This is a genomic window from Pyramidobacter porci (genome assembly GCF_009695745.1).
GTDB classification, from domain to species: domain Bacteria; phylum Synergistota; class Synergistia; order Synergistales; family Dethiosulfovibrionaceae; genus Pyramidobacter; species Pyramidobacter porci.
In genome coordinates, this window is the sequence record NZ_VUNH01000014.1 from 24,526 (window position 1) to 37,602 (window position 13,077).

At 64.0% G+C, this 13,077-nt stretch carries 14 protein-coding genes; 7 read left to right on the forward strand and 7 right to left on the reverse strand.

Annotated features, from left to right (window positions below):
- Positions 1 to 167: 167 nt before the first annotated feature.
- Positions 168 to 659, reverse strand: a complete 492-nt coding sequence (locus FYJ74_RS11215; RefSeq protein ID WP_154529657.1) for a GAF domain-containing protein — start codon at positions 657 to 659, stop codon at positions 168 to 170.
- 142 nt (positions 660 to 801) lie between these two features.
- Between FYJ74_RS11215 and FYJ74_RS11220 the strand changes: the two genes are divergently transcribed.
- Both FYJ74_RS11220 and cdd read left to right on the forward strand, forming a co-directional pair.
- Positions 802 to 1,896 carry a threonine synthase gene (locus FYJ74_RS11220; RefSeq protein WP_154529658.1) on the forward strand — a complete coding sequence of 365 codons (1,095 nt, stop codon included), beginning with the start codon at positions 802 to 804 and terminating at the stop codon, positions 1,894 to 1,896.
- A 130-nt stretch (positions 1,897 to 2,026) separates the two neighbouring features.
- Positions 2,027 to 2,803 (forward strand): cytidine deaminase, encoded by a 777-nt coding sequence (gene cdd, locus FYJ74_RS11225; protein WP_154529659.1) that lies wholly within the window; start codon positions 2,027 to 2,029, stop codon positions 2,801 to 2,803.
- 183 nt (positions 2,804 to 2,986) lie between these two features.
- Here cdd and FYJ74_RS11230 read toward each other — a convergent pair whose 3' ends face one another.
- From FYJ74_RS11230 to FYJ74_RS11250, 5 genes are all read right to left on the reverse strand, one after another.
- Positions 2,987 to 4,594: a dipeptidase gene (locus tag FYJ74_RS11230; protein ID WP_154529660.1), complete on the reverse strand. Its 1,608-nt coding sequence runs from the start codon at positions 4,592 to 4,594 to the stop codon at positions 2,987 to 2,989.
- A 91-nt stretch (positions 4,595 to 4,685) separates the two neighbouring features.
- Entirely contained in the window at positions 4,686 to 5,870 is a 1,185-nt protein-coding gene (locus tag FYJ74_RS11235) for a M14 family metallopeptidase (RefSeq protein WP_154529661.1), read from the reverse strand.
- A 12-nt stretch (positions 5,871 to 5,882) separates the two neighbouring features.
- Complete coding sequence (locus FYJ74_RS11240) at positions 5,883 to 6,068, reverse strand: hypothetical protein (RefSeq protein WP_009165725.1); 186 nt, start codon at positions 6,066 to 6,068, stop codon at positions 5,883 to 5,885.
- 15 nt (positions 6,069 to 6,083) lie between these two features.
- A complete protein-coding gene (locus FYJ74_RS11245) occupies positions 6,084 to 7,379 on the reverse strand; it encodes a citrate transporter (protein WP_154529662.1) in 1,296 nt (431 codons plus the stop codon).
- Between the two features lie 110 nt (positions 7,380 to 7,489).
- Entirely contained in the window at positions 7,490 to 8,083 is a 594-nt protein-coding gene (locus tag FYJ74_RS11250) for a DUF6305 family protein (RefSeq protein WP_154529663.1), read from the reverse strand.
- Between FYJ74_RS11250 and FYJ74_RS11680 the strand changes: the two genes are divergently transcribed.
- A complete protein-coding gene (locus tag FYJ74_RS11680; RefSeq protein WP_195838900.1) occupies positions 8,082 to 8,336 on the forward strand; it encodes a hypothetical protein in 255 nt (84 codons plus the stop codon). The genes FYJ74_RS11250 and FYJ74_RS11680 overlap by 2 nt on opposite strands.
- Before the next feature lie 161 nt (positions 8,337 to 8,497).
- Here FYJ74_RS11680 and FYJ74_RS11255 read toward each other — a convergent pair whose 3' ends face one another.
- Entirely contained in the window at positions 8,498 to 9,367 is an 870-nt protein-coding gene (locus tag FYJ74_RS11255; RefSeq protein ID WP_154529664.1) for a phosphoribosylaminoimidazolesuccinocarboxamide synthase, read from the reverse strand.
- 258 nt (positions 9,368 to 9,625) lie between these two features.
- Here FYJ74_RS11255 and hydF point away from each other — a divergent pair, with 258 nt between their 5' ends.
- The 4 genes from hydF to FYJ74_RS11275 are packed head-to-tail and all read left to right on the forward strand — an operon-like array spanning position 9,626 to position 13,001.
- The gene (gene hydF, locus FYJ74_RS11260) at positions 9,626 to 10,837 is read left to right on the forward strand and encodes a [FeFe] hydrogenase H-cluster maturation GTPase HydF (protein WP_154529665.1); all 1,212 of its coding nucleotides are present in this window, start codon (positions 9,626 to 9,628) and stop codon (positions 10,835 to 10,837) included.
- Entirely contained in the window at positions 10,834 to 11,595 is a 762-nt protein-coding gene (locus tag FYJ74_RS11265; protein ID WP_154529666.1) for an ABC transporter permease, read from the forward strand. Before hydF ends, FYJ74_RS11265 begins: the two co-directional genes overlap by 4 nt.
- Complete coding sequence (locus tag FYJ74_RS11270; RefSeq protein WP_154529667.1) at positions 11,588 to 12,301, forward strand: ABC transporter ATP-binding protein; 714 nt, start codon at positions 11,588 to 11,590, stop codon at positions 12,299 to 12,301. Before FYJ74_RS11265 ends, FYJ74_RS11270 begins: the two co-directional genes overlap by 8 nt.
- A 16-nt stretch (positions 12,302 to 12,317) precedes the next feature.
- Positions 12,318 to 13,001, forward strand: a complete 684-nt coding sequence (locus FYJ74_RS11275) for a type 2 periplasmic-binding domain-containing protein (RefSeq protein WP_154529668.1) — start codon at positions 12,318 to 12,320, stop codon at positions 12,999 to 13,001.
- The last annotated feature ends 76 nt before the right edge of the window (positions 13,002 to 13,077 follow it).

Genomic DNA, 13,077 nt, shown 5'->3' on the forward strand with positions numbered 1-13,077 from the left:
GCTTTCCTCCGGCCCGCCGACGCGGAGATTTCTCAAGGCGGGACGTTTGCTGCGGAAAATCCTGTACTCGCGTTCTCCTGCTACCCACGCGGAATAACGGGGAACCAAAAAGCCGTTCCCGTCTCTGCCTTGCGGCGCGAGCGGGAACGACTTTTTTCGTTTGGGGCTTACAGGCGCGCGGCCTGTGCTTCGATCTGGGCGGCGATCTTTTCCAGCGCGGCGCGGTCCGTTTCGTCGAAGCGGGCCGGTTCGGGGCTGTCGAGGTCGAGCACGCCCCATGTCCGGCCGCCGACGGTCAGCGGGATCACCAGCTCGGAGCGGGAGGCGTCGTCGCAGGCGATGTGCCCGGGGAAGGCGCGCACGTCAGGGACGAGCTGGCTCTTGCCGGCGCGGACGGCGGCGCCGCACACGCCCTTGCCGGGCGCGAGGCGCGAGCAGGCAGGCTTGCCAGCGAAGGGGCCGAGCACAAGCTCGCCGTCGCGCAGGAGATACAGCCCGACCCAGTTGACGCCGCCCACGGTCCAGTACAGATAGGCCATGAAGTTGCACAGGTTGGCGAGCGGGTCGCGTTCGGCGGCGGCCAGGGCGGCCAGCCGGGCGGAAATGAGGCGGTAGCGTTCGTCCTTCGTCAGTTGGGCGGGGATTTCGACGGGGATCATTTTACAGGCTCCTTTCGCAGCGGGCGCTTTTGCGCCGCGTTTCTGCCGGCATTGTACCATGAAAGGGCGGACAGGCGGCGGGAAAATATTGTACAATAAGGCCACACCGGGAAAAAAACGGCGCGAGGAGGAACGGGAAACCATGAAGTACGTCTGTTCGAGATGCGGGAAAGAGGAGGACGCCGCAACGCGAAAGCCGCGCTGCGAGTGCGGCGGGCTGTGGAACCTCGAGTTCGAGAGGCCGAAGTTCAGCCTCGACCTCGTCGACCGGGACGAATGGAGCATTTTCCGCTACCGCGCCTTCATGCCGCCGCTCGGCGACGCGTGGAGAGCCGTCAGCCTCGGCGAGGGGCTGACGCCCGTGGTGCGCCTCGACGACGATCTGTCGCTGAAAATGGATTATTTCATGCCGACGCTGTCGTTCAAGGACCGCGGCGCCGCCGTGCTGGTGTCGCACTGCCGCGCCGTCGGCGTAGAATCGGTGGCGCAGGACAGCAGCGGCAACGCCGGCAACAGCGTGGCGGCCTACTGCGCGCGGGCCGGCATCGCCTGCGAGATCTTCGTACCCGAAGGCACCTCGCCGAAGAAGATCGACATGATCCGCGCCCACGGCGCCGTCGCCAACGTGATTCCCGGCTCGCGCGACCACTGCGCCGACGTGTGCCGCGCCGCCGTGCGCGAGCGCGGGCTGTATTACGCCAACCACGTCTACAATCCCTTCTTCTACGAAGGGACCAAGACCTACCTGTACGAGATTTACGAACAGCTGGGGCGTGTGCCGCGGAACATCTTCGTCCCCGTCGGCAACGGCACGCTCTATCTCGGCATCGTCAAAGCGCTGGAAGAGTTCCTCGCCGCCGGTCTGATCGCGGGAATGCCCAACGTCGTCGTCATGCAGAGCGAAAACTGCGCGCCGCTGCTGGAAGCCTGGCGCAGCGGCGAGGAGCGGCCGGCGCGGATCGTCCCCCGCCCCACGCTGGCCGAAGGCATCGCCATCGGGCGACCGATGCGCGGCGAGGCCATCCTCGCTTCGGTGCGCAAATACGATTTCAAGATCGTCGCCGTACCTGAGGACGCGATCCTCGCCTGCCGCCGCGAGCTGGCCGCGAAAGGCATTTACTGCGAGCACACGACGGCCGCCAATTACGCCGGCTACCGACGCTACTGCGAACTGTACGGGAGAACGCCCGACAGCGTCATCCCCATGTGCGGCGCGGGGCTGAAGTCGGATCATTGAGGCGCGAAAACGACGTCCGGCATGAAACGGTGAAAACGGAGATGTCGCGCCGACACGGAAAACATCGGCGTCAAGCGCGCAATGTTCCACGTGGAACATTGCGCGTCGCGCATCGAGAGGAGTGAAACGCATGGAACGGAACGGCGGGAAAACGGTTATTCAGTTGGATGTGAGTCGGGACAAGGCATGTGTGTACGCCGAACTCGCTGCGTTTCTGGACGAGGCGGCGCGGGCCGCGCGGACGCCGCTGAGCGGCTTTCGCGTCGGCGCGGCGGCGCTTGGAAATTCGGGGCGCGTCTATCTGGGCGCCAATCAGGAATTCGCCGCGCTGCCGCTGAACTTCACCGTCCACGCCGAACAGGCCGCGGTGACCGCCGCCCGCGCGGGCGGCGAAACGCGGCTGATCGCGCTGGCCGTGTCGGCCGCGCCCTGCGGTTACTGCCGCCAGTTTTTGACGGAGCTGAAAGCGCCGCTGGATATCGTCCTGAACGGCGAAGCGCGCCCGCTTGCGGAATACCTGCCGCACGCCTTCGCGCTGGAAAGCGGCGGCGAGAATCTGCTTACCCGCGCCGCGGTTCTGAAAGCGGCCGGTTTGGACGAGCTGGCGCGGGCCGCGGCCGCGCACAGCTACGCCCCCTACACGGGCACGCGCAGCGGCCTGGCGCTGCGCACGGCTTCCGGCCGGGTCTACGCCGGCTGGCTGCTGGAAAGCGGCGCCTACAACCCTTCGCTGACGGCGCTGCAAACGGCCCTGACGCTGCGCGCCCTCGACGGCGCGGCGGACGACCCTATCGCCGCGGCCGTATCGGCCGAAACCGGCCCCGCGCCCCTGGCCCCGCTCCTGCCCGCCCTGCTGGCGCGTATCGCCCCGCGCGCGGCGATACGGACGCTTCCTTTGAACGACTGAACGACGTTTCATAAAAGACAAGCCTGTCTCAAAGCTCGCGTAAGGCGAACCGGGAGACGGGCGGAGTCACCTTCGCCCCGCCGAGAATGCCACGGTGAGCGCGGCTCCCGCGGAAAGGCGCGCACAAAGAACCGCCCGGCCAGTGAATTCGGCCGGGCGGCTTTTTGTGCGTGGATACGTTTGTTACTTGGCGGGACGGGTGATCGGGCCGTAGCCGATGAAGTCGTTCCACTCCTGCGGATAGGGCGTGGTCTTGAAGTTGACGTAGCCGAGCGCGTACTTGCCGAGCAGCACGTCGCCGAGGGTCTGCCAGCGCTGGTTGAAGTCGACGGCGTTGGCGTAGGCGAAGTCGGTGATCAGGGAGACGGCTTCGTCGCGCTTGCCGGCCTTGATCAGCTCGGCGGCCTTGTCCTGGACCATGGGCGTCAGCACGTAGAGAGGCTGGAGCTTCTCGTCGCGGGCGGCGTGGATGTCCTTGCGGGCGTCCTGATAGTGCAGGCCGGCGATCTCCTGGACGCGGGTGTTGACCCACCAGCCGGACTTGCTGTCGTAGGGATGGAAGCGGTCGCCGGTATTGTAAAAATCGGGCAGCTTCTTCATGATGGGCCAGAGCGGCGTGATGTAGGTGGTGTCGGAAGCGCCGTAGCCGAACCAGCTGATGCCGCGGATCTCCTCAGGCAGATCGCCGCGGACCTGGGCGATGTGCACGTAGCAGGTGCGCATCATGTTGATGGAACGCTCCCACGTCGAATCGGGCTTGGTCTTGCTGCTGTTGGCGAAGCGGATCGGATTGCCCCAGGGGCCGGCGGCGGGACCCTTGCTGAGGTCGTAGGGTGTGTCCGCGTACCAGTCGCCGGTGATCGTGAAGATGTCCTGAACGCTGACCTTCTTGTCGGGAACGATGGACATGGGCAGCTCCATGGCGTTGGCGTCGAACGTCTTGCTGGGGGCGATCAGCGACAGCACGCGCCACTCGCGGCGCATGGCGTACAGCTCGGTGCTGGGGCAGTACACGTCGGCGGGGCTGAAGTTCTTGCGGTCGACCTTCTTGGCGTCGACGAAGCCGTTCTTGACGGCGAAGTCGACGATGTCGGGGCAGGCCATGACGTTTTCCTTGTCGTCGAGGTTCAGATTGCGCAGGCGGGCGCGGTTGGCGGCCACGAAGATGTGGTCGTCGGGCATGCGCCAGGCGGCCCAGATGCCGTTGCCGTAGACTTCGAAGATCCAGACTTCGTTGCCGTCGGTGATGGGCATGGTCTCGCTGGCGTCGTAGAAGCCGTGCTTCTCGACCATCTCCCCCATGACCTTGACGGCCTCGCGGGCGGTGGAAGCTCGTTCGAGGGCGATGTCCTGAAGGCTCCAGGCGTCGAGGGAGCCGACGGCGTCCTTCTCCATGATCTGCTTGACCTTGAGTGCGCGCTCGTCGGTGTCGTCCACGCCGTTGGTGGCTTCGCTCATGGCGACGCCCTTCTCGTTCATGAAGGAGTAGCGGGAAGAGAAGTAACGGTAGGTGTGCTTGACCTGAGGCGTCTCGTCGAGCTTTTGCTGTTCGCCCGGGTAGCCGTGCTGGTCCTTGACGATCGGGCGCATCGAGCCTTCGGGCCAGTCGGCCTCGGGCACGATGTACAGGCGCGAGTTGGCCGTGCGCGAGTCGTCGTTGTGCGTGATCATGGCGCTGCCGTCGACGCTGGCCTTCTTGCCGACGGCGATGACGGTGCAGGCGAGTGACGCCTGAGCGGTCAGCGACAGGGCGAGCAGTGCGCCGACGAGAACTTTGCGGTTCAGTTTCATAAATGGATCCCTCCTGAAAAATTATTTTCTCTCCGGCAGCCGGAGAGAGCGGTGCAAGGGCGGCCGAAGACCGCCCGAAAAACCAATCGCGTCAGTTGAGGAACACTTTCTTGGGATCGGCCGTGGCCGGATCGTGCAGGAACGCGCCCAGCCCCTTTTCCTTCAGATCGGGATGACGTGGGAACTCCACCAGCAGCTCCTTTTCCGGCTCGTCGGTCAGAAAATCGTTCATCTGGTTGATCATCTCGAGCGCGCCCGAAAGGTGACGGCCGACGCGGTCCCACATCGGGTAGCCGACTTTGATGTCGTAGTCGCAGTAGAGCAGGCCGTGATCCGCCGCCGTCTGCAGAAATTCGTCCTTGCCGTCCATCATCAGCTTCTCGGTGATCTTGCCGGCGACGCGGTCGATAAACGGTTCCGGCGTCTCCATCAGCACCACGTAGGAGTCGCAGAAGTCGCCCGCGTCGCGGTGGCTCAGGCCGCGCAGACTCTTGGGCGAGGCTTCGCACTTCATCGGGAACTCGGAAGCCGTCAGCACCATCGAAGCCATCATGGCCATGTCCAGCGAACGGTCGTGGGCCACGTAGGTGGCGACCACGGGGTACATCAGCGACGCTTCGTGCGAATCGACGAACAGCGTGATGTTTTCCTTGCGGTTCACTTCCATGATCGCCCAGGTCAGCTGCTCGGTCAGGTTGCCGTCGGGGCGTCCCGGATAGGTGCGGTTAAGGTTGCGCGAGTCCGTGTAGTCAAGGTTCTGCCCCGAAGGATAGTGCACGTAGGTGAACGGATCGGGCCACTGATCCACCGGCGCCGTGTTGCGGTCGCCGATGCGGTAGCGGCGCAGACCGTGACCGGTCTCCACGTGGAAGAACTTGGGATAGGCGTTGCCCAGCATGCCCACGGTGGAGGCGCTGTAGTTGGCGTGCGGCGCGATCAGCACGCGCCCTTTCTTGACCTTGATGTTTTCCATCATCACGTAGGCCGACATCGACGTGGCCGGCTCGTAGGGGTGCGTGCCGCCGAGGTAGAACATGCTGCCGCCGGGCACGCCCGAGTCGAACACATAGACGGGGGTGTCCACGCCCGTGCCCTTGATCGGCGGGAACCAGTCGGAGAGCATCTTCTTCTCCGTGAACGAATCGGAAACGACCACCTGCTCCTTGTAGTTGCGAAGCTCCAAAAATTCTTTGCCGCCCATCCAGGCCATGACGCCCGCGACGGCAAGAAACGCCAGCTTGCGCACGACGGCGCCTTTTTCGTAGTTGAAAGCCATTTGTCCGACCTCCTACTTGATGCGCAGCGCGCGCAGGATGAAGGGGATCAGCGTGTACGCGTAGACAATGTCGTAAACGATCGACCGGCGCGTTTTCCTGAAAAACAGCCCTCTCAGCAGGACGAGGCCGCAGACGCCGGCCATGCCGAAGTAGATGTAGTGGATGATCTCATTGGCGTTGCGCATGAATTCGTCCATGTTCAACCATCCTCCCTAGTAAACGATGAGCCAGCTCAGCTTGTTGGCGTAGATCAGCATGAGCACGGCGACGACGGCCATGAAAACGCAGGGGACGAGAATGGCCCCAAGGAACGACATGTAGCTGCCCTTGTAGCCCGAAACGTCGACCGCGACGCGGCCGGAGATGCGCGAAGGCGGCAGGCAGTCGCCCAGCGGGTAGAGCAGGCTCAGCGCCGTGGCGATGATCGTCACGTTGACGCCCACCGAATTGAACAGGAAGATCAGCGGTGTGCCGAGGATGATGCCGCTGCTGTAGCTCAGCGAGCCCTGCGCGAGGGGCAGCACGAACGGCGCGAAGACGTAGATCAGCACCACCGGCAGCGTCACGAACGTGATCGCGATCAGGCCGCGCACGCCCGTGGCGGTCATGATGTTGACCAGCACGCCGACGCTGATGACTGTCGCCAGCAGCGGGAAGACCTGCTCCGACGTGTTGGCGAGCACCTCGTACCAGCGCCTGAAGCCGCTCTTCTTGGGCGAGACCAGCATGGCCACCAGCGTGCTGATCAGAAAGATCAGCGGGATGCCCAGCGTCGGGATGCTGAAAGCCGCGTACTTGGAGAGCAGCAGCAGCACGATGAAAACCGCCAGCGGCGCGAGGATGCGGAACCAGTTCATGCCCGCGGGCACTTCGGGCAACTCGGCCAGGATCTGTTCCTTGGATTCGGGCTTGCCGCCGCGCAGCAGATAGAACACCGTGAAAATCGTGATGAGAACGATCGGCGCCAGCAGCGGCACGTCGAAGCCCACGTAGGGCATGTTGGCCTGGGCGCACATCAGCATCACCCACAGGTTGATGGGCGGCGCCACGGCGGCTAGCATCGAAGTGACGTAGATGAAGGCGACGATCTTCCTGTCGCCGATGCCCATGAAGCGCAGCACCGTCGCGACCATGCCGCCGACCACGAACATGGAGACGCTGCCCGCGCCGGTCAGCGCGCCGGGGATCAGCATGATCACCGCCAGCAGGAAGAAGAGCACCCACTTGGAGGCGTAGAAGCGCTCCACCATCTTGCGCACCAGCGCGTCCATGGCGCCGGTCTCGGAGTAGAAGTTGATGAAGATCGAAGCGGTCAGGAACGTGAAGGCCACGTCGAAATACGTGAACGTGCCCTCCACGAAAAGGCGGACGGGGAACCCCAGACCGCCGGCCAGAGCTCCGGCGATGGCCGTGACGACCATGGAGAGCTCGGGCGATTTCAGCTTCCAGCTGGCCAGGGCGAAAACGATCACCATGACCGCCAGAACCATAGAAGTTTCGGCGTACATTACGAACCTCCTGTCACAATAAAGAGCGCTCGACCGGCGACGCGGGGGGAAACGAAAACTTTTCTCTCACAGGCCGGAATCCAGCGCTCAGCTTCTGGTGCCGCGAAATTCTACTTGGCGTACATCGTCTTGACGAATTCGCCCAGATCCATGGCGCTGTCAAGATAGGTGATGGGGATGTTCTTTTCCTTGGCGAGGTTCGTGAACTTGCCGTCGGTGTCGCCTTCCGTGTTGACCACGATCTGGTCGGCCAGGGGGATGATGGCGTCGATGGAACGCTCGTCGGCGCTGCCGGGTTTGCCGCGGCGGGCCTTGCCCTCGATGTGGGCGGCGATGACCTGGATGCCGAGCTCCTTGGCCTTGGCCATCATCGCGTCGAGACGCACGATCTCCTGATCGATGGTGATGCCGGACGCGCCCAGCCCCTTGGCGGACGAGCCGATCACCACGATCATGGTCTTGAAGCCGCCGGCGACCAGGTCTTCGGGCTTGGGCTCGGCGTTGTAGGTCAGGTCCTCCACGGCCTTGGCGCGGCGGATCAGCAGACGGCCCATCTTGCCCCCGGGGCCTTGGCCGGCGTTGGTCACAAGCAGCGGCAGATCGCCCTTGGGCGCTTCGGCGCCGGTCACGGCGGCGAACGAGCACGCCGCGAGCGCAAGGCACAGCAGCATGGTCAGAAGCAGCGACAACGAAATTTTCTTCATGAAAAAAGCCTCCTCACAAAAAATTGCGGCCAATCTTTTCTCCGGCGTCGTTTCGCCGGGAAATTGGCGCAGCCTGCACTACAGCATACTGAACTTTTATAAAGCGAAAATGCTTTTTCATCAAGAAGAAAATCAATGCAATATTGTATACTCGCGACTGCGCCGCGCGTCTTTTGAGCGTGTTGGGGACGCAAATCGAACAAAAACGTACAAAATCTTGCCGGCATCGAGCGGAATCTTTTGTAAATCATAGGGAGTGGAATCGACAAGGCTTTGAGTTCATGAAATCTCCCGAATTTTGTTCGCGCGCGAAACGGACGGCAAACTATAAAAAATATCCGGCCTTCTTCCCCGCGGAAGAAGGCCGGATATTTTCTGCTGCCTTTTGCGGCAAAAGCGGCATTTTGCCGCAGCTTAAAGTTCCTGGCCGGTAAGAAGTTTATAGGCCTCTTTGTACTTGCCGATCGTCTTGGCGACGATGTCGGGCGGCAGCGTGCCGTCGTTGTCGGGATGGGCCTTGTACCAGTCGCGGGCAAACTGCTTGTCGAACGACGGCTGGCCGTGCCCCGGCTCGTAGCCGGCCAGCGGCCAGAAACGGCTGCTGTCGGGAGTGAGTACTTCGTCGCCGAGCACGACGCGGCCGTTTTCGTCGACGCCGAACTCGAATTTGGTGTCGGCGATGATGATGCCGCGCGACAGCGCGTAGGCGGCGCACTTCTCGTAAAGGGCGACCGTGCTGTCGCGGATCGTGCGCGCGTATTCCTCGCCGCGGCCGGGGAAGACCTTTTCGAGCAGCGCCGTGCTCTGTGCGAAGTCGATGTTCTCGTCGTGATCGCCGATCTCGGCCTTGGTGCTGGGAGTGAAGATCGGCTCGGGCAGCTTTTCGCACTCTTTGAGGCCCGCGGGCAATGCGACGCCGCAGACGGATCCGTCCCTTCGGTAACTGGCCCAGCCGCTGCCGGTGATGTAACCGCGCACGATGCACTCGACGGGAATCATCTTCAGCTTTCTGCACAGCATGACGCGCCCCTGGAAGCGGGGCGCGCGGAAAAATTCCGGCAGCGCCGCGTTATCGGTGCTGATCATGTGGTTGGCGATGATGTCCCGCGTGAAGTCGAACCAGAACCGGCTCATCTGCGTGAGCACGGCGCCCTTGCCGCGCACCTCGTTTTTGAGGATGACGTCGAAGACGCTGATGCGGTCGGTGGCGACCATAACGAGATTTTCGCCGAGGTCGTAGATCTCGCGGACTTTCCCTTCTTTTACGGGCACGAACTGCTGCATCGTTTGTATCACTCCTGATTTTTAAGGATGGAAAATCTTAATTTCAGCATTTAGTATAAAACAAATCCCGCAGGATACAAGAGATAAGTAAGAAATGCGAATGAAAATTTTTTGCATCCGCCCGCGCCGGAACGCCGGCGCGTTGCTCTTTGCCCGGACAGATTCTATAATAAAACCGATGGCGACGGCCGGGCACGTCGCGCGACGACGCGCCGCCGAAGCTGAAAAAGGTCCTTTCAGCGGAAGGGAGCGAGTTCAATGAGCCTGAACGACACGCCGCGCTCCGAGCGGCTGCACATCGGTATTTTCGGACGGCGGAACAGCGGCAAGTCGTCGCTGGTCAACGCGCTGACCGGGCAGGCGGCGTCCATCGTCAGCGACGTGCCGGGCACCACCGCCGACCCGGTCTACAAGGCCATGGAGATCCGCGGCGTCGGCCCCGCGGTGCTGATCGACACGGCCGGCTTCGACGACGAAGGCGGGCTCGGCGCGCTGCGCGTGGCCAAAACGCGCGAGGCCGCCGACAAAACCGACGTGGCGCTGATGGTCTTCACCGGCGCCCCATGCGCCGAAGAGCTGGAATGGACCGCCCTGCTGAAAGTGAAGGGCGTCCCCGTGATCGCCGTCCTGAACAAGACCGACCGCATGAACGGCGGCGAGCGGGAGGCGGCGCTGCGAAGCGTCAAGGCCGCGACGGGCCTCGACGCCGTGCCCGTCAGCGCCGCGAACGGCGAAGGCGTGGCGGCGCTGCGCGAAGCGCTGCTGACGGCGCTGCCCGAATGGGAAGACCTGAGCATCACCGGCTCGCTGTGCCGCGCCGGCGACACGGTGGTGCTGGTAATGCCGCAGGACATACAGGCCCCCAAGGGGCGCCTGATCCTGCCGCAGGTGCAGACGATCCGCGAACTGCTCGACAAGAAATGCCGCGCCCTCTGCGCGACATCCGACGGTTTTTCGGCGGCGCTGGCGTCGCTGAAGGAGCCGCCGGCGCTGGTAATCGTTGATTCGCAGACGTTCGCCGAAATTTATCCGCAGGTCCCGCCGGGCGTGAAGCTGACGTCGTTCTCGATCCTGTTCGCCGGCTACAAGGGCGATATCGCCGCTTTCGCCGCCGGGGCGCGGGCGCTGGAAAAACTGACCGCGCGGTCGCGCGTGCTGATCGCCGAAGCCTGCACGCACGTGCCGCTGGAGGAGGACATCGGCCGCGTCAAGATCCCGCGCCTGCTGCGCAAACGTTTCGGCGCGGAGCTGACGATCGACTTTGCGCGCGGCGTCGATTTTCCCGCCGATCTCGGCGGCTACGACCTCGTCATCCACTGCGGCGCCTGCATGTTCAACCGCCGTTTCGTGCTGGCGCGTATCGACGAAGCGTGCGCGCAGGGCGTGCCCATCACCAACTACGGCATCGCGCTGGCATGGCTGACGGGCATCCTCGACAAAGTCAGCCTCGGCGCGGAGGTTCGCCCATGAAGTGCCGGATTTTCGCCAAGCGCTGCGTCCTGCCGGCGCTGCTGCTCGCGCTCTGGTGGTGGGGAAGCGCCCGTCAGTGGTGGAGTTCGTACGTGCTGCCGTCGCCCGCGCAGGTGTGGCGCGCTTTCTGGTCGATGACACGCAGCGGCGCATTGATCGGCGATCTGTGGGCCAGCGTGCGCCGCGTCGCCGTCGGATTTTCCATCTCCTTCGCTCTGGCTTTCACGTTGGGGTTGGCGTCGATCTGGACGCGTCGTGCCGAGTACTACGGGCACATCGTCGAGTTCTTGCGCCACGTGCCGCCGCTCAGCCTGATCCCGCTGCTGATCCTCTGGTTCGGCATCGGCGAGAGGTCCAAGACCGTGCTGATCGTGCTGGCGACGTTTTTTCCCATCTACATGAGCGTCCACAAGGGCTTCGTCACCGCCAACGCAAAGCTGATGGAGGTGGGGCGCACGATGGGATTTTCCAAATGGCAGCTGTTTTCGCGCATCATGTTCCCCTGCGCCGTGCCCGACATCCTTGTGGGGATGCGCATCGGCATCGGCTACAGTTGGCGCGCGATCATCAGCGCGGAGATGATCGCCGCCGCCAGCGGGCTCGGTTACATGATCCTCGACGCCCAGCAGATGTCGCGTTCCGACAAGGTCGTGGCCGGTGTCTTCGTGATCGGCCTCGTCGGCTATCTGACCGACGCGGCGCTGGCGGCGCTGATCGCCCGCGCCGCGCCCGGAGCGGGAGGCGACGACGTTGGCTAGGTACGAGATCGTCGGCCTGCGCAAGAGCTTCATCCTCGGCGGCGAAAAGCTGCCCGTGCTGCGCGGCCTGGACCTGACGCTGGAAGACGGAGACTTCGTGGTCGTGGCCGGACGCAGCGGCTGCGGCAAGACCACGCTGCTGCGCATCCTCGCCGGGCTGGAATCCTACAAGGGGGAAGTGCGCGCGCCGGAGCGCGCCCGCGTCGGCATGGTCTTTCAGGAACCGCGCCTGATGCCGTGGCTGAGCGTGTACGACAACGTCGCTTTCGGCGTCGAAAAGCCCGAAAGGGAGCGCATCATGGAGCTGATCCATGCCGTGCGCCTCGACGGCTTCGAAAGCGTCAGGCCGGCGCAGCTTTCCGGCGGCATGCAGCACCGTGCCGCGCTGGCCCGCGCACTGGCGCTCGAACCGGGCGTGCTGCTCATGGACGAGCCATTCGCGGCGCTCGACTACTTTACGCGCATGTCCATGCAGGAACTGCTCGTCGAACTGTACCAGCGCACCGGCGTCACCGTGGTGTTCGTCACTCACAGCATCGACGAGGCGCTGCTGCTCGGGCGCCGCGTCGTCGTCCTCGACCGCGGCGTCATCGACGCCCACTACGACCTCGGCTCGCTGCCCTATCCGCGCGACCTTTCGTTGCCCGAGGTGGGCAGGCTGCGCCGGGAGATCCTGGCGCGCATCATGAAGCAGAATCTTCATTAAGGAAAGAAGGAAAACGATGAAAAAATACGTATGCTTGTGCCTGTTATGGCTCGCCTCCGCCGCGCCCCTCGCGGCGGTCCCCGCGCCGCTGGAGCGGCTGCGCGTCGCCTTCGCGCCGGGGGCGGGGAACCTTTCCGTGCTGGCCGCCGCGCCGGAATCGCTGTGGCGCGACCATCTTGGCCTGCCGGTGGAGAAAGTTTTCTGCGCCGGCGAAGAAGAGCAGCTGACGGCGCTGGCCGAAGGGCGCGTCCACATCGTCGCCTCGATCCGCGCCTCGAAAGTCCTCGCGGCTGCCGCCCGGGGCCAGGCGCTGCGCATCGTCACCGTCGCCTGCCGCCCGCGGCCGGAACTCGCCGGCCACGCGGCGGAAGACGATGAACTGGTCTCTGTCACGACCGGCCAGTTCATCATGGATCACAACGACGCCGTGCGCGCTTTCATGGACGCGCAGGCCGACGCGGCCGAATGGCTGGAACGGGACGGAGGAGCGGCGGCGCTTCTGGCGCGGGCTGCCGACCTTGACGCCGCTCAGGGCGAAGAGCTGCGCCGCGGACGTTCCTTCTCGCCGCAGCTGACCGACAAGGACTTCGACGCGCTCACGCGCACGCAGGCGCGCCAAAGAGCGCTCGGCCTCGCCGGGCCGCAGGCCCTGCGCTCGCTTATTTACTATCGCCAACTGCGCCTGCTGACGCCCAGCTGATGCAGCGAATGATCTCCGGCGGAGATCGTACAGCTGCAAAAAATCGCGCCGCAGCGCGGCGCTCGCGCAAAGGAGG